This window comes from Spongiibacter sp. (assembly GCF_984394615.1).
Genome location: NZ_CFHTQA010000001.1, coordinates 218,969 through 237,645, shown reverse-complemented (window position 1 = coordinate 237,645; position 18,677 = coordinate 218,969). Strand labels below are relative to the sequence as shown.

At 58.4% G+C, this 18,677-nt stretch carries 21 protein-coding genes; 11 read left to right on the top strand and 10 right to left on the bottom strand.

Annotation, left to right across the window (positions count from 1 at the left end):
- The 3 genes from AC5DB9_RS01075 to AC5DB9_RS01065 form a co-directional block, all read right to left on the bottom strand.
- Positions 1-794: 1-deoxy-D-xylulose-5-phosphate synthase N-terminal domain-containing protein (locus AC5DB9_RS01075; protein ID WP_286845470.1), on the bottom strand; the 794-nt coding region annotated here is incomplete at its 3' end.
- Between the two features lie 85 nt (positions 795-879).
- Entirely contained in the window at positions 880-1,797 is a 918-nt protein-coding gene (locus tag AC5DB9_RS01070; RefSeq protein ID WP_273009293.1) for a polyprenyl synthetase family protein, read from the bottom strand.
- Positions 1,794-2,012 (bottom strand): exodeoxyribonuclease VII small subunit, encoded by a 219-nt coding sequence (locus tag AC5DB9_RS01065; RefSeq protein WP_273009291.1) that lies wholly within the window; start codon positions 2,010-2,012, stop codon positions 1,794-1,796. The genes AC5DB9_RS01070 and AC5DB9_RS01065 overlap by 4 nt, the downstream gene beginning before the upstream one ends.
- Before the next feature lie 133 nt (positions 2,013-2,145).
- On the opposite strand from AC5DB9_RS01065, the gene AC5DB9_RS01060 reads away from it, so the two are divergent.
- Positions 2,146-2,685: a DUF924 family protein gene (locus AC5DB9_RS01060; RefSeq protein WP_273009289.1), complete on the top strand. Its 540-nt coding sequence runs from the start codon at positions 2,146-2,148 to the stop codon at positions 2,683-2,685.
- 33 nt (positions 2,686-2,718) lie between these two features.
- Positions 2,719-3,264, top strand: a complete 546-nt coding sequence (locus AC5DB9_RS01055) for a hypothetical protein (RefSeq protein ID WP_273009287.1) — start codon at positions 2,719-2,721, stop codon at positions 3,262-3,264.
- Here the strand turns inward: AC5DB9_RS01055 and AC5DB9_RS01050 are convergent.
- Positions 3,205-3,597, bottom strand: a complete 393-nt coding sequence (locus tag AC5DB9_RS01050; RefSeq protein ID WP_273009285.1) for a hypothetical protein — start codon at positions 3,595-3,597, stop codon at positions 3,205-3,207. The genes AC5DB9_RS01055 and AC5DB9_RS01050 overlap by 60 nt on opposite strands.
- A gap of 110 nt (positions 3,598-3,707) precedes the next feature.
- Between AC5DB9_RS01050 and AC5DB9_RS01045 the strand changes: the two genes are divergently transcribed.
- Positions 3,708-4,499, top strand: coding sequence for an SDR family NAD(P)-dependent oxidoreductase (locus AC5DB9_RS01045; protein WP_273009283.1), 792 nt, complete (start codon positions 3,708-3,710; stop codon positions 4,497-4,499).
- Here the strand turns inward: AC5DB9_RS01045 and AC5DB9_RS01040 are convergent.
- Together AC5DB9_RS01040 and AC5DB9_RS01035 are read right to left on the bottom strand one after the other, a co-directional pair.
- Positions 4,496-5,479 (bottom strand): ribonuclease Z, encoded by a 984-nt coding sequence (locus tag AC5DB9_RS01040; RefSeq protein ID WP_273009281.1) that lies wholly within the window; start codon positions 5,477-5,479, stop codon positions 4,496-4,498. The two genes, AC5DB9_RS01045 and AC5DB9_RS01040, sit on opposite strands and share 4 nt — an antisense overlap.
- 2 nt (positions 5,480-5,481) lie before the next feature.
- Positions 5,482-6,186 (bottom strand): TetR/AcrR family transcriptional regulator, encoded by a 705-nt coding sequence (locus tag AC5DB9_RS01035; RefSeq protein ID WP_273009279.1) that lies wholly within the window; start codon positions 6,184-6,186, stop codon positions 5,482-5,484.
- Positions 6,187-6,431: 245 nt separating this feature from the next.
- Here AC5DB9_RS01035 and AC5DB9_RS01030 point away from each other — a divergent pair, with 245 nt between their 5' ends.
- Positions 6,432-7,307, top strand: a complete 876-nt coding sequence (locus AC5DB9_RS01030; protein WP_028968261.1) for a TIGR03619 family F420-dependent LLM class oxidoreductase — start codon at positions 6,432-6,434, stop codon at positions 7,305-7,307.
- An 18-nt stretch (positions 7,308-7,325) separates the two neighbouring features.
- Here AC5DB9_RS01030 and AC5DB9_RS01025 read toward each other — a convergent pair whose 3' ends face one another.
- Positions 7,326-7,919, bottom strand: coding sequence for a TetR/AcrR family transcriptional regulator (locus AC5DB9_RS01025; RefSeq protein ID WP_022958655.1), 594 nt, complete (start codon positions 7,917-7,919; stop codon positions 7,326-7,328).
- A 155-nt stretch (positions 7,920-8,074) separates the two neighbouring features.
- On the opposite strand from AC5DB9_RS01025, the gene AC5DB9_RS01020 reads away from it, so the two are divergent.
- Entirely contained in the window at positions 8,075-9,436 is a 1,362-nt protein-coding gene (locus AC5DB9_RS01020; RefSeq protein WP_022958654.1) for a cytochrome P450, read from the top strand.
- A gap of 52 nt (positions 9,437-9,488) precedes the next feature.
- On the opposite strand, the gene fabR is transcribed toward AC5DB9_RS01020, so the two are convergent.
- Positions 9,489-10,151, bottom strand: a complete 663-nt coding sequence (gene fabR / locus AC5DB9_RS01015) for an HTH-type transcriptional repressor FabR (protein ID WP_273009276.1) — start codon at positions 10,149-10,151, stop codon at positions 9,489-9,491.
- A gap of 155 nt (positions 10,152-10,306) precedes the next feature.
- Between fabR and AC5DB9_RS01010 the strand changes: the two genes are divergently transcribed.
- The 6 genes from AC5DB9_RS01010 to metF all read left to right on the top strand — a co-directional run bounded on the left by AC5DB9_RS01010 (position 10,307) and on the right by metF (position 17,261).
- Positions 10,307-11,428 (top strand): flavin reductase family protein, encoded by a 1,122-nt coding sequence (locus AC5DB9_RS01010; RefSeq protein ID WP_273009274.1) that lies wholly within the window; start codon positions 10,307-10,309, stop codon positions 11,426-11,428.
- Positions 11,429-11,438: 10 nt separating this feature from the next.
- Complete coding sequence (locus tag AC5DB9_RS01005; RefSeq protein WP_273009272.1) at positions 11,439-12,539, top strand: fatty acid desaturase family protein; 1,101 nt, start codon at positions 11,439-11,441, stop codon at positions 12,537-12,539.
- Positions 12,540-12,605: 66 nt separating this feature from the next.
- Complete coding sequence (locus AC5DB9_RS01000; RefSeq protein ID WP_273009271.1) at positions 12,606-13,634, top strand: ArsR/SmtB family transcription factor; 1,029 nt, start codon at positions 12,606-12,608, stop codon at positions 13,632-13,634.
- Between the two features lie 45 nt (positions 13,635-13,679).
- On the top strand, positions 13,680-14,888 hold the full coding sequence (metK, locus tag AC5DB9_RS00995; RefSeq protein WP_273009270.1) for a methionine adenosyltransferase: 1,209 nt from the start codon (positions 13,680-13,682) through the stop codon (positions 14,886-14,888).
- Between the two features lie 38 nt (positions 14,889-14,926).
- A complete protein-coding gene (ahcY, locus tag AC5DB9_RS00990) occupies positions 14,927-16,321 on the top strand; it encodes an adenosylhomocysteinase (protein ID WP_022958647.1) in 1,395 nt (464 codons plus the stop codon).
- 106 nt (positions 16,322-16,427) lie between these two features.
- Complete coding sequence (metF, locus tag AC5DB9_RS00985) at positions 16,428-17,261, top strand: methylenetetrahydrofolate reductase [NAD(P)H] (RefSeq protein WP_273009267.1); 834 nt, start codon at positions 16,428-16,430, stop codon at positions 17,259-17,261.
- Between the two features lie 30 nt (positions 17,262-17,291).
- Here the strand turns inward: metF and AC5DB9_RS00980 are convergent, their stop codons facing one another.
- The gene (locus AC5DB9_RS00980; protein ID WP_273009265.1) at positions 17,292-17,732 is read right to left on the bottom strand and encodes a low molecular weight protein-tyrosine-phosphatase; all 441 of its coding nucleotides are present in this window, start codon (positions 17,730-17,732) and stop codon (positions 17,292-17,294) included.
- A 24-nt stretch (positions 17,733-17,756) separates the two neighbouring features.
- Positions 17,757-18,428, bottom strand: a complete 672-nt coding sequence (rpiA, locus tag AC5DB9_RS00975) for a ribose-5-phosphate isomerase RpiA (protein ID WP_273009263.1) — start codon at positions 18,426-18,428, stop codon at positions 17,757-17,759.
- Positions 18,429-18,677: the final 249 nt, after the last annotated feature.

Here is an 18,677-nt window from a genome sequence, read left to right as displayed (position 1 = left end):
TCGAGGTCGTGGCCGTCGATGGGGCCGATATAGTTAAAGCCCAGCTCCTCGAACAGGGTGGCGGGGGAGACCATGCCCTTCATGTATTCTTCCAGGCGCGAGGCGATTTCCTTGGCCGGGCCGGGAAATTTCTGCAGTACCGACTTACCACCGCTGCGCAACTGGTTGTAGGTTTTTGACGCCCAGATTTTGGAAAAGTAGGTGTTCAGCCCGCCGGTGTTTTTGGAGATCGACATTTGATTGTCGTTGAGTACCACCAGCATATTGGCGCCGGTATGGCTGGCGTGGGTGATGGCTTCAAAAGCCATGCCCGCGGTCATGGCACCATCGCCGATGACTGCGACGGTGCGGCGGTCGATACCCTGCTGCCGGGCGGCGATCGCCATCCCCAGCGCAGCGCTGATACTGGTGCTGGAATGGCCGACGCCAAAGGTGTCGTAAGGGCTTTCCTCGCGTTTCGGGAAGCCTGCCAGCCCGCCAGCCTTGCGCATACTCAGCATACGCTCGCGACGACCGGTGAGAATTTTGTGGGGGTAACATTGGTGGCCCACATCCCACACCAGCCGGTCGTCGGGGGTGTTGTAGATGTAGTGCAGGGCGACGGTCAGCTCAACAACGCCGAGGCCTGCGCCGAAGTGGCCGCCGGTCTGGCCGACCGAGTACAGCAGAAATTCACGCAGCTCTGTCGCCAGCTGGGGTAGCTGATGCTCGTCCAGTCCGCGCAGATCGTCGGGGTCGGCGATGCCGTCGAGCAGTGGGGTCGACGGCCGTTGCGTGGGAATTTTCCGAAACATGAATCTCTAACCTGACGGCGCAAAGGCCGCAATTGTAAACCAATTGCCCTGCAGCGACACGGCGCAGCGTGTGTAGAAATGCCGATTAGTGCTCGCGCTCAATGATATACGCCGCCAGTTGTCGCAGTGGTTCTGCCGTCGGACCAAAGCCGCCCAGTGCGGAGATGGCATCGTCGTGCAGTTCGCGGGCCAGGCGCTTGGCACCGTCCATGCCCAGCAGGGCGGGGAAGGTGGGCTTGTTCAGCGATTGGTCCGCCCCCTGAGTTTTGCCCAGTACCTCGGTATTGCTCTCAATATCGAGAATGTCGTCCTGCACCTGAAAAGCCAGGCCGATGGCGCGTCCGTAGTCATCGAGCTGCTGGCGCTGTGCCGCACTGGCACCACCGGCTAAAGCACCGAGGCCGACGGCGGCGCGGATCAATGCGCCGGTTTTCAGTTGGTGCATGGTTTGCAGGGTGCTCAGATCGAGTTGGCGATTGACGTTGGCCAGATCAATGGCCTGGCCACCAACCATGCCGCGCGGTCCGCTGGCGGCTGCCAGTAGTTTAACCATGGCGAGATTGCGCTCGGCGGGCAGATCCAGGTCTGCCAACAACTCGAAGGCACGGCTTTGCAGGCCATCGCCCACCAGAATGGCCGTGGCTTCGTCGTAAGCGATATGGCAAGTGGGCTTGCCTCGGCGCAGGTCGTCGTCGTCCATGGCGGGCAGGTCGTCGTGCACCAGTGAATAGGCGTGGATCATTTCCAGTGCGCAGGCGCAGTCATCCAGCACCGCGTCGTTGCTGCTTTCGCTGAGCGCGGCGGCGGTCGCGTAGACCAGCGTCGCCCGGACTCGCTTGCCGCCGTTCATCAGACTGTATTCGCTGGCCTCAAACAGGCGGCGGAGTACCGCGCTGGCCTCAGCATCGCTGAACTCACTGCCACTGTTGCCCAACCTGCCGGGCAGTGCCGCTTGAAGACGCTGCTGGCTGCGCTGCAGGTAATCGCTGAAGCTGTCGCTCATTCGTCGCTGTCCGGGTGGGTATCCTGCGCGGTCAGCTCCTGCACTTTCAGCTCGGCATCCGCCAGTGCCTTCTGGCAATCGAGGCTGAGCTGCATGCCTTTCTCAAAGGCTTTGAGGGAGTCTTCCAGACTGAGCTCGCCCGATTCCATGGTGTGAACCAGTTGCTCCAGCTCACTGAGTGCAGACTCGAAATTCGGGGCTTTGGCCTTGGCCATGGTGTTCTCCAGGATGGCTGAGTACGTAAAGCGGAGTATTTTACCAGTGTCTGTGCGCCGCTGCCCACGCTTCGTGGGCCTGGGGGCAACAATCGATTATGCTGGGAACGTGCTACTGCCGGGAGAAGGGAACATGGATGCCGCACAGGTACTGACGTTCTGGTTTGATACCTTGGAGCCGGGCGACTGGTTTGGTCGCAGCGACGATGTCGATGCGCAGATTCGTCGGCAATTTGCCGAGTGCCATCGTGCTGGCGCGGCTGGAGAGCTATACGGCTGGCGGTGTTCTCCTGAGGGGCGACTGGCGGAGATTCTGGTGCTTGATCAGTTTTCCCGAAACCTGTACCGCGATGATGCACGCGCCTTTGCCTGCGATGCGGCGGCGCTGGTGCTGGCGCAGGAAGCCATTGCGGGTGGCGTGGATGATTCGCTCAGCGGCGATCAGCAGGTGTTTCTGTACATGCCGTTTATGCACAGCGAGTCACCGCGGATTCAGCGCGAGTCTCTGCGTTTGTTCGAGCGCCTGGGAAAGCCCACGAATATGGACTTTGCCCGCCGCCATGCGGAAATTATCGAACGCTTTGGCCGATACCCTCACCGCAACGCGGTATTGGGGCGGCACTCCACGCCGGAAGAGCAAGAATTTTTGCGCCAGCCCGGCTCCTCATTTTAGAGTGCATACTTTTACAAACGATAAGGCCCGATTATGTTGCGACTGTTGATTCCTCTCCTGCTGCTGGCTCCTGCGGCCTGGGCTTGTGATTTTCCCGACAGCGAACGGGCGTCGGCGCCGGAATGGCTATGTGGTGAGCACCAGTATGAAGGCGCCTTCCACACGGCGGTGGGCAGCAAAACCCGCATGCCGTCGATTTCCCTGCAAAATCGTCTGGCCGGGCGCGATGCGGTCAGCGGTGTGTTGCGCGCGCTGTTTACCGACGCGGTGGAGAAGCTGCAACCGCAGTTGAGCGATGTTCGCCTGCGGGTGCCAGATCTGGACGATATCGGGGTGGCAAAGCAGTTTGTCGGCATCACTGTGCTGGCAAAGGCCAAGAGCCCTCAGCGGCAGCTGTTTGTGCTGGCGGGTGTGCCTGAGGCCGAGCGCCAGCGGCTGGAGTCTGTGGCCTGGTCACTGTTGATGTTGCAGAACCGCGACGCCATTGTGGCGGCGCGGGGGGAAGCCGCCTACGAGGCGCTAGCGGCTCAGTCGCAGGGTGAGGGCAGTGCCGGCGCCCCAGACGGCGTTAGCGAGTAACACCACCAGCGGGGTGAGTGTGCCCAGTGCCAGTCCCGCCTGACCGTAAGGCGAGTGATAGGGAAAGACGATAAACAGTTGCACAGCGCTGGGCAGCAGGCTCAACAGCAGGGCTCTGCGCAGCCAGTGTTGGGCGAGTAGGGGCATTGCGAACAGCAGGCCCCACAAGCCGCCCCAGACCAGTCTTGGGTAGAGCCATTCGGGTGAGAGTGACGGGGCGATACTCACGCCGAGTGCGGGGGTCAGGCCGTAGCTGCCTGCCAGCCAAAGCGCCAGACTGTTCAGTAATCCGCCGACATTCCCTGCCGCATAGCTCAGTAAATACGATCGCATGATGGTCTCCGTTGTTGCGTCGTGGCCTGGGAATCGTCGCTTCGGCTTTCCCTTGGCGCTGCATACGGGCAGAATTTGTTCCCCCGAATACAGTGGATACGAGATGGACTATGGCAGCAAATAAAAATTCCGATATTGCATTGATCACCGGCGCCTCCGCCGGCATCGGTCGCGCGTTTGCCGAGCAGTTGGCGCCGCGCTGCAAGGCGATGATTCTGGTCGGCCGCGATGCCGACAAGCTGGCGACGGTCGCGGCCGAGCTGCGGCCATCGGGCTGCGATATCCACACTCTGGCTCTGGATCTGACACAGCCACTGGCCGTGGCTGAAGTGCTGGAAGCCATTCGTCAAAAGGGTCCCGTCAGCATCCTGATCAACAATGCGGGTTTTGCTACACACAGTAATTTGAAGCACAGCGATCTCGACCTGGAGCAGAAAATGGTCGACCTGCATTGCACCGCCACGGTGGCCCTATGCCGGGCGGCACTGCCTTATATGACAGAGCTGGGACGTGGGCGGATCGTCAATGTTGCCTCGCTGGCGGGCTTGATTCCGATGAAGGGCGCGGCAGTGTATGGCGGCAGCAAGGCATTCCTCTCTGCATTTAGCCAATGCCTTGCGAAGGAAGAACGCAGTGCCGGAATCGTGGTGCAGTGCCTGTGTCCGGGCTACACCCACAGCGACTTCCACTACCGGGAAGCGCTGGGTGAATTTGATAAGAGCACGGTGCCGGAGGAATTCTGGCAGACCTCGGAAGAAGTGGCGGCGGCCAGTCTGGCGGCGCTGGAGCTGGAGCGCCCGCCGGCGCTGTTTATCCCCGGCGCATCCAATCGCCAATGGGTGCGTGATGAGCTGGAGCGTCAACTGGCGGCGCTGGATGCACTGTCGTCAACGGAGCTTTAATGCCCGGGTTCATCGAGCCGATACAATTGGCGGTCGCGGTCCAGTTGGTAGCTGTGCAGGTCTTCCGCCATGTATAAGTTGCCCTCGTAATAGCTGCGGGCTTCGCGGATCAAGTCATCAATGCTGTGCTCGACATGGTCGCCACCCTTGAGGCGGTAGCGCTGGCTGAAGTGAGTGAGAATAAGCTGGCGGAGTCCGGCCTCGCTGGCGGCTTTGGCAACCATCGCGGCGGTACTGTGCATGTATTTGGGGCCGACTTTGGCCAGTACTTCTTCGCTGAAGGTCGCTTCGTGAATCATCACATCGCTGCGGCACATCGCATCGTGCAGGAGTTCGGGTTGGTCGTTGTCGCCGCCCACAATAATGCTGCGCGGCGGCCAGGCCGGACGGCTGAAATCATGGCTGCGGAACAGCTCGCCAGATTCCGATACCACATCTTCACCCCGTTGCAGTCGATTCCACAGCGGGCCTCTGGGCAAGCCCGCTTCATCCAGTTCGGCCTCCAGCAGGTGTCGGGGCGGCTGCTCTTCCGCGCGGTAGGCAAAGCAGGGTACCCGGTGTGACAGCAGGTGCGCACTGACGTGCAGCTGACCGTCATCGTAGCTGAAATCTGGCAAGTCGCTGCGGACAAAATGCAGGGGAAAGCGCAGCTCGCGGATGTCGGTGTGCAGAAACGTCGCCCGGATAAATTGTTCGATACCATCGGGGGCGCAGATCGTGAGCGGTGTCTTGCGGCCACTCATATTGGCACTGGCAATCAGCCCCGGCAGACCGTAGCAATGGTCGCCGTGCACGTGGGTGATGAAAACGGCGCGCAGTCTGGCGGTGGTGTAGCGGGTGTGCTGCAGCTGGTGCTGGGTGGCTTCGCCGCAATCGAACAGGTACCAGTCGCGGGCGTCATCGATCGCCATCGCCAGGCCCGTGACATTGCGCTGTCGGGTCGGGGTGCCGGCACTGGTGCCCAGAAAGGTCACGCGCACGATCAGCCCTCCCTCGGTGCCCGGCGGCGGGCAAGAATATCCAGGCTTCTCGATGATGGCGGTGCCTCGAGAATGGCAACCATACTGTCGATCAGGTTGCTGGCCATAAAATCGGTGTCGCGAATCAGTGGGTCGTAAGTGTCGTTGTGGCGGACCCGGGCATGGTCGGAAATGCCGTGAAACCCCAGCACATTGATGAGCAGAATACGGTGCTGGGCGATCTCTGGCGGCAGTTGGGTAAGCTCCTGGGCTGTGAGATTAGCCAGCTTGGTCTCGCGGGTAAGCTGCAGGGAATGTTTTTCCGGCAGGGCGTAGCCCAGGGTATTGCTGGCAATCAGCTCGGCGCTGATATGCAGGTAGGCTTCGCCGCCGTCGGCATCGTCCAGTTTCTCCAGCAGTGGCTCCACAATGGCGGTGGCAATCAGGCGCGCGGCTGGCATCCCCTGCTTGAGCAGCTCGTCGATCAGTTTGGCGCGACGCTCCGCCAGTGCCGGGCCGTGTTTGTCGAAGATCGCCTGGAGCAGACCATCTTTATTCCCGAAGTGGTATTGCACCGCGTTGCGATTGGCCTGACCGGCGGCGCGGGTGATGGTGTTCAGCGACACGCCGTCGATACCCTGTTCGGCGAACAGGGTTTCCGCCGCGCGGACAATGCTGTCGCGGGTGCGGTGGCTGCGAGTGTCTTTGGCGGCGCTCAGGGTCATCATCCTTTTTCTGTGGTGTGGTCACTTGTCTGAAGCTTAGCAAGAAATTCCTTTTATTTCGCGGGCTTGGCGCCGATGCTGGCGCAGCTTTGGCCGATAGTGACGCTTGCTCCAAAGACGGCTGGACTGCGTAAAGTCATCCGTTCGGAGGTTATCGAGCCGTTACCTGCCGATCTATAGTAGTGCTCGACTGGCCGTGCGGTGCCGCGGCGCGAATCCTGGAAAATAATGCCAAGAAGGAAATCTGCATGAAGTTTGCCTACCACCACAGTATGTGCCCCGTGGAGCAGTATGTGCCGCTGAGCGTCGAAGCCGAAAAACTGGGTTTTGACACCGTTACCATGCCTGACAGCATCTGTTACCCCAAAGAGGCCAGTTCCAAATACCCTTACAACAGCGATGGCAGCCGTGAGTTTCTGGACGGTGTTCCGTTTATGGAGCCCTTTCTGCTGACGGCCCATCTGGCCGCACAAACCGAGAAAATCCGCTTTACGACCTCGGTGCATAAACTGGCCGTACACGAGCCGGTCTTGATCGCCAAAACCCTGTCAACGCTGGCGGTACTGACCAATAACCGTTTTGGTTACGGTGTCGGTATCAGTCCCTGGGCCGAGGACTTCGAGGTGACAAATGTACCTTGGGAGCGCCGCGGCAAGCGTATGGACGAGATGATTGAAATCATCAACGGTCTGATGAGCGGCGAGTATTTTGGCTACAAGGGCGAGATCTTCGATGTGCCCGAAGTGAAAATCTGCCCGCCACCCAGTGTGCGTCCGCCCATTCTGGTCGGTGGTCATTCCAAGCCTGCTCTGCGCCGCGCCGCGCGTCTGGGGGATGGCTGGATTGCCGCCGGTGGCGATCTGGACTCAATCAAGGCCATGATCGACCAGATTAACGAGTTCCGCGTGGAGTACGGTCGCGATCACCTGCCCTTTGAATTCCAGGCCATGACGGCAGAAGCCTACAGTGCCGACGGAATCAAGCGGCTTGAGGATATTGGCGTGGATGAGGTGCTGGTGGCATTCCGCGACGTGTACGCCTCGGAGCCCGATACCAAAACTGTGGAAGAAAAAATCGGCATGATGACGTGGTATGCCGACGAAGTGATCAATAAGAGTCGCTAAACGAGAAAGCTGCGCCGCTCAGCAGGGGGGGCGCAGCTGTTCGATCATTCTGAATAAGTAGGCGGCGCGCGTTTCGCGTTCTTCGAGCGGCAGCATCAGCAGGTTTTTAGCCATGCCGATGACAAGGTCGAAGGCGATATGCGTAATGTCTTCCGCGCTCAGGTCATCCCGCAGTTTTCCCTGCTTCTGCATGCTGGCGATCATCTCCAACATCAGGCCGCTGAAATGCTGATCCTTCTCCCGCTGAGCAAAGAAGCTGTCCTCGTGGGTCAGTGCAAAGCTGTGCAAATTCAGGCGAACGCGCCACTCCAGGTCGGATTCCTCGTCCAGTGGCAGGCCGGCTTTGATGACCGGAAAAAAGCTGTCCAGACCGGGGTTGTCGGTGGCAATGGCTTCCTGCATACGCAGGTCAATGCGCTGGTCCGCCCAGCGGAAGGCGGCGATAACGATCTCTTCTTTGCTGCTGAAGTAGTGAGAGAGGACGCCAATCGAGCACCCCAAGGATTTGGCGAGGGCCCGCGTCGTCAGGGCTTCCAGACCTTTTTCCGCGATCAGTCTGGCGGCGGCGCCAGCCACTTCTTCACGACGGCTGTCGTGGTCAACTTTTCTCACGGTTTGCCAGTTCCTTTCAGTGCGTACAAATTTGCGCTGCCAACTATACCTTAAGATGAAATATAATTCATATCGAACGCTTGATATGTATCATAAGCCCTTCTATGATGGGCACCAATAAATTGATAACGACCCCCTTCGGAGGGCATGACGCCATGGCAAGCACCGCTGTAAACACCGATTACAAACAGGCTCCGGATTGCACGGATCTGCAACACATTCCCGGCTCATTTGGTATGCCGATCATTGGACATACTTTTGCGCTCGTCAAAGACCTGTACGGCACTATTGATAAGCAGTATCGCGAGTTTGGTAATGTCTCGCGCTTTGGTCTGGCGGGATTCAAGGGCGTATTGCTGGTTGGCCCCGATCTCTACAAAGAAGTGTATCTGGACAAGGATAAAAACTTCTCGGCAGAGATGGGTTACATGGGCTCGCTGGGTCGTTATTACAAAGGCGCTTTGCTGCTGCGTGATCACGACGAGCACCGCTTCCAGCGTCGGATGATGCAGACCGCATTTAAAAACGATGCGATGAAAGGCTACATCGACACCATGGGGCCAATGATTGCCGAGGCTGTTGAAAGCTGGGGTAAGAACGAGGAGATGCTGTTCTTCCCGGCGATTAAGCAGAACCTGCTGGACGTCGCGGCAACGATCTTCGTCGGTCTGGATAAAGGCGACGAGCGCGCCCAGTCGATGAATCAGACCTTTACCGATGTTGCCAATGGCATGATGGGGATCATCAAGAAGGAAATTCCCGGCACGCTGCACTACAAAGCGAAAAAGGGTGAACGTCAGCTGAAGTCCTTCTTCTATAGCCTGATTGACGAGCGCCGTGCGGGTAACGGCACCGATACCTTCAGTTACTTCACCAAGGAAAAAACGGAAGACGGCGAGTTCTTCAGCCACGAAGATATTACCGCCCACATGAGCTTCCTGCTGTTTGCGGCGCACGACACGACCACCAGTGCACTCAGCCACCTGCTCTACTATCTGGGTCAGGATCAAGAGGCTCAGCAGCGCCTGCGTGACGAAGCGATGGCGATCGATAAAGAGTTTCTTGAGTACGAAGATCTGGAGAAAATGCCGCTGGCAGAAATTGCCGCGAAAGAAGCACTGCGTCTGCATCCGTCTGTAATGATGATGCAACGCCGCACTATCAATGAGTGTGAGCTGGGCGGCTACCGCATTCCGGCAAACACGATTCTGTTTATGACCCCGCAGCACACTCACCGCATGGAAGAGTACTGGGATAACCCGCTGAAGTTTGATCTTGATCGCTGGCTGGAGCCGCGCAACGAGCACAAGCGTCATACCTTCAGTTTTGTCGGTTTCGGCGGCGGTGCTCACAAATGTATCGGTATGCACTTTGCGCTGATGCAGGTGAAGAACTTCCTGCACCAGTTCCTGCGCCGTTACGAATTCCGTCTGGCAGACGGTTACAGCGACAGCATGCAGACCGTTCCCCTGCCCAAGCCAGCGGACGACCTGCCCATTGTTCTTAAGCGCATCTAAAGACGACAGTCTTTTGATTTCTTGGGGCCTCTTGGCCCCTTTTTTATGGGCGTTACTTTGCTGATCGCCGGTGCTTTTTGGCCAGTGACTGGGAGCCTTCCATAATCATGCGGATCATCACGACGGTCTGGTCGATAAGCGCGGCGCGTGACTCCTTTGGAAGGTTGGCTGCGTTGGCACCCATGGCCACCACCAGACGGGTAATGGCTTTGGCGGTCAGTGCGGGTTCGTAGGTCGCGTGGCCGGTCAGCTTTTCCATGCGTTCCAGTTCATCGCGCAACTCATCCTCGAAATAAGTGAGTTCACTTTCCACAGCCTCCCGGAAGGCATCTGATCCCGTCGACATTTCCCGCAGCAATACCTGAAGGTATTTCTCGTCGGCATCGAGCTGCTCCATAAACGCTTCCACCGACGTGCGAATAGCACTGCGCTCCATGGACAGTCGCTGGCGGGCCTCTCGAATAATGCCTCGCAGTGCTCGCCCGGCCTGATCGATCAGGGCGACGGTCAGCTCATCGACGTCGCGAAAATAACGGTAGAAGCTATTGGGTGCGATCCCCGCCTCACGGGCAATTTCCCTGAGACTCAGGGTGGATACGCTGCGGTGATCGCCCAGCAGCCGCACGGCGGCATCCATTAAATCCTGTTCTGTTACCTGCCGGCGCTGGCGGCCGCTGTCCGCTTTCTTGGTGCTTCGTCTTGCCCGAATACTCATCGTTTCCACGTGTTGCTGGCTGTGAATGTCAGCCTAGTTTAGGGACTTCGGAAACGTTCGTATATACAGGTAAATATACACATGAATATACACTTGTATTGACACTTATAAATACAGGTGTATATTGATCGAAAAATCACCAGTTGAGGTGGCCTATGACATCGCCGTTTATATCCTCCGCAGAGGGCCTGATTGCGCGCAAACCCGTGTTGGGTGGGCTCGTCGCCGCGCTTATGAGTGAGGGGCAGTACGACTTCTGGTCTCGTGAGCTGGGGAGCACTGCTGCCTGGCGCCGGGTCTTTGCCAGGGTGGTGGCTGCGCAGTGGGAGGCCGCCGATACGCTGACCTTAACACTGCGCCCCAACCGCAATCTGGGTCCGGTGTCTGCCGGTCAGCATCTCACCCTGAGTGCGGATATCGCTGGCCGCCGTCACTGTCGCAGCTACAGTCTGTCCCGGCTGGCCAGTGGCCGTGATATTTGCTTGACCGTGCGGCGAGAGCCCGAAGGCTTGATGAGTAATTTTCTCCACGATCACGTGCAGGTCGGTGATGTGCTGGAGTTGAGCCAGCCCTACGGCGACTTGGCGACCGGGCTGGTGAACGACGCGACGCGCCCGCTGCTGATGTTGGCGGCCGGCAGTGGTATCACGGCGATCTACAACCTGCTTGCCTCGATGGCAGCGTCGGGGCGCTCTTTGCAGGGAGAGTTACTGTATTGGGAGAAACAGCCCGACCGCTTTTGCTTCACTGAAGAGCTGAACCGCCTGCAGGCGGAGCATGCCGGGTTTCGGGTCAGCCGCTTTTGTAACGCCATCGAAGGGCGCGAGGATGCGGAGCGCGGGCGTCTGGATGCGGCGTTGGCGGCGCGGCTGGCAGGGGCGTATCCCGCTGCGTCGATCGTTGCCTGTGGTGGTGGCGCTTTTGTCACAGCGGCGCGCGAGCTGCTGGGCGGTGTCGGCAAGGAATTCCGTGCTGAAGCCTTTACGCCATCGTTCGCGACCATCGACAACGAGGCCGAGGAGCAATTCTACGAGCTGGTGCTGCGGCGCAGCGGCAAAACCCTGCGGGTATCGAGTCGTCAATCGCTGCTGGAGCAAATAGAGGACGCCGGTTTGTCGCCAGAGCACGGTTGTCGAATGGGAATTTGTAACAGCTGCAGTTGCCAGCAGCGCGGCGGCGAAAGTGTGAACGAACTTAGCGGTGCAGCGTTGCGAGGCCAGGGTGCCGTCCGCTTATGTGTGAGTCGGGCGAACAGCGACCTTGAGCTGGATCTGTGAGGGCAGTGAGATGAGTCAGAGTAAAAGTAAAAGCCGGGCATTGAGTCCCGAAGAGCTGGCGGCTTTTGGTGCCGAGCTGGATGCGCTTCAGCAACAGGCCATTGCTGATGTGGGAGAGCGCGATGCGCGCTATATCCGTCGGATTATTCGCGTGCAGCAATATCTGGAGTTTGCCGGTCGCGGCCTCTTGTTTGCAGGCATTTTTCCGCTGGCATGGTTGCTGGGAACCCTGTTATTGGGTATTTCCAAAATTCTGGAGAATATGGAAATCGGCCACAATGTTATGCACGGCCAGTACGATTTTATGAATGACCCTGCGCTCAGTGGTGCCAGTTACGAGTGGGATACGGTGGGCACCAGCGATAACTGGCGCGAAAGCCACAACTACAAGCACCACACCTACACCAATATCAAAGGTGTCGACGATGACGTGGGTTATGGCCTGTTGCGCCTGTTCCCAGAGCAGCGCTGGCATCCGGCTTTTATTCTTCAGCCGCTTTTCGCCGCCCTGTTGGCGCTATTGTTTCAGTGGGGGGTCGCCATTCAGGAGTTGCAGTTGGGCAAGCTGCTGAATGGCCGCAAAAGCTGGGCGCAAATTCGCCGTGAGTTTCGTCCGGTGTGGCGGAAAAGCCGCCGCCTGCTGCTCAAGGATTACCTGTTTTTTCCCTTGTTGGCGGGGCCGTTCTTTCTCACCGTGCTGAGCGGTAATCTGGTTGCGAACCTGATTCGCAATCTGTGGACCTTCACCATTATTTTCTGCGGCCATTTCACCACCGATGCCGAGGTGTTTCATCGCTCCGTGCTGGATGGTGAGAGTCGCGGGCACTGGTATTTGCGTCAACTGCGGGGTTCCTCCAATCTGCGCGGCGGCAAGTGGTTCCATATCCTGTCCGGTAACCTGAGTCATCAGATTGAGCACCACTTGTTCCCCACCGTGCCCGCGCACCGCTACCAGGGGCTTTCCCTCGACGTGCAGGAGATCTGCCGACGCTATGGCCAGCACTATAATACCGGCTCGCTACCCCGCCAGTTTGGGCAGGTGGTGTGGCGTATTCTCCGTCATTCAATGCCGTCGGCACCCGCGCCGAGAGCGGCGTTGATTGCCCGTTAATGACAACGCTGTAATCTATATCAAAATATTTTGATATAGTCTGAAAGGCTGTTACACTGCGGCGCCATGGAAGCCAGCTCTTGCTCGATGACGCCCGCAGATTCCTCAGAATCTCCCTCGCGTCCCCCTTCAGGGGGCGATATCAGCGCCATGGTGTTGCAGTTGTGCAAGGCGGGTGGCGATATGCTGCGCCTGCAGGTATTGCGGGTATTAAGTCGCGATGCCTATAGCGTGCAGGAGCTGTGTCAGATCCTGGATGTCCGTCAGTCCGGTATGAGCCATCACCTGAAAATTTTGGCAGCGGCGGGCTTGGTGGCTCGTCGCCGCGAGGGCAACAGCCTGTTTTACCGCCGCAACTGGCAGGCCGAAACGGCCGCGCTGCGCGAGCTGCATACCGCTGTGCTCAATGCCGCCGAGCAGCTCCGTCTGGATGCCGGGCAGCAGCAGCGGCTTGCCGAGGTTGTTGCTGAGCGCGCCGAGCGCTCCCGCGCGTTTTTTGCCGAGCATGCCGGGGAGTTTGGTGAGCAGCAGGAGCAGATGGTGGCCTTTGGGGTGTATGGCCCCAGCGCAGCGGAAATGCTGCGCGCCGCTCAGCCCGGCGGCGGTGAGCTGGCCATTGAGATCGGTCCCGGTGAAGGGGCGTTTCTGGCTGAGTTGGCGCCGCGCTACCGCCAGGTGATTGCGCTGGATAACAGCGAGGCGATGCTGGCCAAAGCGCAGGCGTATGTTGCCGGGCAGTCACTGGATAATGTGCGCTGCTTGTTAGGCGACAGCCGCAGCGCGGCGTTGCCGAGCGCGACAGCAGATTGTGTGGTGGCGAACATGGTGCTGCACCACGTGCCTTCGCCAGCGGATATCTTCCGCGATGCGCAGCGCCTGCTGCGTCCTGGCGGAGTGTTTTGTGTGGCGGAGCTTTGCCCCCACGACCAGAACTGGGCGCGGGAAGCCTGCGGTGATCTGTGGCTGGGTATCGCGCCGGAAGAATTGAATGAGTGGGCCACTGGCAGTGGCTTGGAAGAAGGGCCGTCGGTGTATCTGGCCCAGTTGAACGGTTTTCGCGTACAGGTTCGGCAGTTTTTGAAGTCGGACGGCTAATAAGCAAACAGGCCCTATCGGCCACAATGATGAGGAAGACACTTCATGTCGGAATACAGTCTGTTTACCTCCGAGTCGGTCTCGGAAGGCCACCCGGACAAAATGGCCGATCAGGTTTCTGATGCGGTTCTCGATGCGATTCTGGCCCGCGACAAGCACGCGCGCGTGGCGGTGGAAACGCTGGTGAAAACCGGCATGGCGATTGTTGCCGGTGAAGTGACCACCTCCTGTTATGTCGACCTCGAAGACATTATTCGAGACGTGATTACCGGCATCGGCTACAACAGCTCGGACGTGGGTTTTGACGGCGCCAGCTGCGCGGTACTGAATGCCATCGGCAAGCAGTCGGTGGACATCAATCAGGGCGTTGACCGCGCGCGTCCCGAAGATCAGGGCGCCGGTGACCAGGGCCTGATGTTCGGCTACGCGACCAACGAAACCGATACGCTGATGCCTGCGCCGCTGTTCTACTCTCACCGCTTGGTGGAGCGTCAGGCCTACCTGCGTAAAAACGGTGTGCTGCCGTGGTTGCGCCCGGATGCCAAAAGCCAGGTGACCTTGCGCTACGAAAACGGCAAGCCGGTCGCGGTCGATGCGGTGGTGCTGTCTACCCAGCACAACCCGGACATCAGCCAAAGCGATCTGCAGGAAGCGGTGCGTGAGGAAATCATCAAGCACGTGCTGCCCGCCGAGTTACTGCACGCGGGCACCCAGTTTCACATCAACCCGACTGGCAAGTTTGTCATCGGTGGGCCGGTGGGCGACTGTGGCCTGACCGGCCGTAAAATTATCGTGGATACCTACGGCGGCATGGCGCGTCACGGTGGCGGTGCGTTCTCGGGCAAGGACCCCTCAAAGGTGGATCGCAGCGCAGCCTATGCCGGTCGATATGTGGCGAAGAATATCGTCGCCGCCGGCCTGGCTGACCGCTGTGAAATTCAGGTGAGCTACGCCATCGGTGTGGCAGAGCCGACCTCGATTTCCGTCAATACCTTCGGCACCGGCAAAGTCAGCGATGAGAAGCTGGTTGCTGCCGTGCGCGAAGTCTTCGACCTGCGCCCCTACGGCATTACCAACATGCTCGACCTGGCGCACCCGATGTATCAGCCGACTGCGGCCTACGGTCACTTTGGTCGCGAGCCCTACGAGCACACCTACGAGTGGAAAGAAAACGGCGAAGTGCGCAGCGAGACCAGCACGGCGTTTAGCTGGGAAAAAACCGATCGCGCCGACGCGCTGAAAGCGGCGGTGTAGAAGCGCCCGCCCAATCCGACAACGATGAGGAATTGATCATGACTGCAACGGTAACTGCCGTGGAAAACTTCAGCGACTATAAAGTGGCTGATATCTCACTGGCCGCTTGGGGCCGCAAAGAACTGAGCATCGCAGAAGGCGAAATGCCTGCGCTGATGTCGCTGCGTGAAAAGTACGGTGACAGCAAGCCGCTGGCTGGCGCGAAAATTCTGGGTTGTATCCACATGACTATCCAGACCGGCGTGCTGATCGAGACGCTGATCGCGCTGGGCGCGGAAGTGCGCTGGTCATCCTGCAACATCTTCTCGACGCAGGACCATGCCGCCGCTGCGATTGCCGCTGCGGGCATCCCGGTTTTTGCCTGGAAGGGTGAGACGGAAGAAGAGTACGAGTGGTGCATTGAGCAGACTATTCTGAAAGATGGTCAGCCTTGGGATGCCAATATGGTGCTGGATGATGGCGGTGACTTGACCGGCATTCTGCACGACAAATATCCGCAGATGCTGGATAAGATTCACGGCATCACGGAAGAGACGACGACAGGTGTGCACCGCCTGCAGGAAATGCTGCGCAAAGGTACCCTGAAAGTGCCTGCGATCAACGTGAACGACTCGATCACCAAGTCGAAAAACGACAACAAATACGGTTGCCGCCACAGCCTGAATGACGCCATCAAGCGCGCGACCGACCACCTGTTGTCAGGGAAAAAAGCCCTGGTAATTGGCTACGGTGATGTGGGTAAAGGTTCTGCTCAGTCGCTGCGTCAGGAAGGTATGATCGTGAAGGTAACCGAAGTCGATCCGATCTGCGCGATGCAGGCCTGCATGGACGGTTTTGAAGTGGTATCGCCTTACATCGATGGTATTAATTCCGGCAGTGCCGACAGTATCAATCGCGACCTGCTGGGCAACACTGATCTGCTGGTGACGACCACCGGTAACGTCAACGTTTGCGATGCCAATATGCTGGCCGCGCTGAAAAATGGCTGTGTGGTCTGCAACATCGGTCACTTCGACAACGAGATCGACACGGCGTACATGCGCAAGAACTGGGAGTGGGACGAGATCAAGCCCCAGGTGCACGTGGTTTACCGCGACCGCAGCAGCAACGATCACCTGATCCTGCTGTCAGAAGGCCGCCTGGTGAATCTGGGTAATGCGACGGGTCACCCCAGCCGTATCATGGATGGCTCTTTCGCCAACCAGGTGCTGGCGCAAATCTACCTGTACGAGCGTCGCTTTGCCGATCTGGAAGCGGAGCTGAAAGACGGTGCGATCACCGTTGAAGTACTGCCCAAGAAGCTGGACGAAGAAGTGGCTGCCCATATGGTGGCGGGCTTTGGTGGTGTGATCACCAAGCTGCGTCAGGATCAGGCCGACTACATCGGTGTGAAGGTGGAAGGCCCGTTCAAGCCGGATAGCTACAAGTACTAAGCCGTCTCGGCGAAGCCATACCAGTCGGGCGGCGCTGCTGCCCGACTGCTTGCCCGATACAGCCGGGTACGCCAGTTTTAACATCCCAGAATAAGCGGATACCGCCATGTCCAAGCGCTACAGTTTTGAATTCTTTCCTCCTAAAACCGAAGTCGGTCGCGACAAGCTCAAGCAGACGCGCACCGAATTAAATGCTCTCGATCCGGATTTTTTCTCGGTCACCTATGGTGCTGGCGGTTCTACTCGCGACAATACCCGAGGCATTGTGCTGGAAACGCTCGCGGCGGGCATTGATGTGGCTCCGCATCTGTCCTTCGGTGGTGATGAAGAGGCTGAGGTGCTGTCACTGATCGAGCAGTATCGTGAGGCGGGTGTACGCCGCATTGTGGCGCTGCGCGGCGATATTCCCTCAGGAATGGGAGCGACGCGGTTGATCTACGCCCGTGAGCTGGTGGAGTTCATTCGCAAGCACACCGGCGATCACTTCGAACTGGAAGTGGCCGCCTATCCGGAAATTCACCCTGATGCGCCCAGTTATGATCAGGATATTCAGTTTCTGAAAGATAAGCTGGACGCTGGCGCCAACAGTGCCATCACCCAGTACTTCTTTAACGCCGATGCTTATTTCTATTTTCTGGATGCCTGCGAGAAGGCGGGTATCGACAAGCCGATTTACCCCGGCATTATGCCAATTACTAACTACAGTAATCTGGCGCGTTTCTCGCGGAATTGTGGGGCGGAAATCCCTCGCTGGCTAAGTCGCAAGCTGGAAGGCTATGGCAGCGACCTTGAGAGTGTTGCGGCCTTTGGCGAAGAGTATGTGACCGAGCTGTGTCAGATACTGCTGGAGGGCGGGGCGCCGGGCATCCACTTTTACACCATGAATCAGGTGCAGCCGGTTAAGCGCATGATGGAAGCCTGTAAGGCCTCGCACCCCTGATCGACACGTCGAGCGTCGCACTCGCGGCGCTTATAGATACTTCATCCAGTCGTCGGTGAATGTATCCATCAGTTCGTAGACATGCTCGAACGCTTCGCGGCTTTTGCGATAGGGGTCGGGCACTTCCTGATTCTGTGACCACTTGCCCAGCAGAAACGTCTTGCCGCCGACCTGGGGGGCCATCTTGTTGATGTCGCGAATGTGGCGTTGCTCCATCGTCAGGATCAAGTCTGCCTGAGTCAGCATCTCGCGTGTCAGTTGTCGTGCGCTGTGTCCGTCAGGATTAATATCGTGCTCGCTGAGTAGTGCAGCGGCAGATTCGTCGATCGGTTTGTCGACCAGAGCGCCCAAGCCCGCCGAGTGAACGGTAATGTTGGGTTTGTTGCCGGCCAGCTTGTGCTTGAGCATGTATTCGACGGTGGGGCTGCGGCAAATGTTGCCAATGCAGACAATCAGAATATTGTTGAACATCGTCGGTGTTCCTGAAAGCAGGGGTTAGCGTTGCAGGGTTCTGACACCCTCGGGCGTGCCGAGCAGTAGCAAGTCGGCAGGGCGCAGCGCAAAAAGTCCGTTAGTGACAACCCCGGTAATCCCGTTGATGGTTTCCTCGGTTTTCTGAGGGGTTGCGATCATGAAGTCGTAGACGTCGAGGATGATGTTGCCGTTGTCCGTCACCACGCCTTCCCGGTAAACGGGATTGCCGCCGAGTTTCAATAGCTCGCGGGCAACGTAGCTGCGTGCCATGGGAATCACCTCCACTGGCAGGGGGAAGGCGCCCAGCTGGTCGACCAATTTACTCTCGTCGGCAATGCAGATGAATTTCTTGCTGGCCGCCGCGACGATTTTTTCACGGGTCAGCGCGGCGCCGCCGCCCTTGATCAATTCCAGTCGGTGGTTGCTCTCGTCGGCGCCATCTACATACACCGCCAGTGTGCCTGCGCTGTTCAGATCCATCACCTCGATGCCGTGGCCGCGCAGTCGCTCGGCCGACGCTTCTGAGCTGGCGACGGTGGCTTTGATGTCATTCTTGAAGTTGGCCAGCAGGTCAATAAAGCAGTTGGCGGTGGAGCCAGTGCCAATGCCGATGATTTCACCGTCGTAAATGGCGTCTTTTACCTGTTCGATGGCGGCGGCGGCCACCGCCTGCTTAAGCTGGTCTTGATTCATAATCGGACTGTTCGTGGGCTGCAAAGCGATCAGTATAAAGCAGCGCTTGTGACGATGGCGAGTCCAAGCTGGCGTGCGGGGGCAATGCCAGGTCTTTGGCTTACCTAGACATTTTCCGGGTGAGCTTTTATGCTCCAACGTTCGGCTATCACTAATCTGGCGATCAAAGAAGTCGTATAAATACCTAAATGGTCGCCAATAAGAATAAAAATGGAGTAGCGAGCGGAAACAGCTGGCGCTCTGACACCC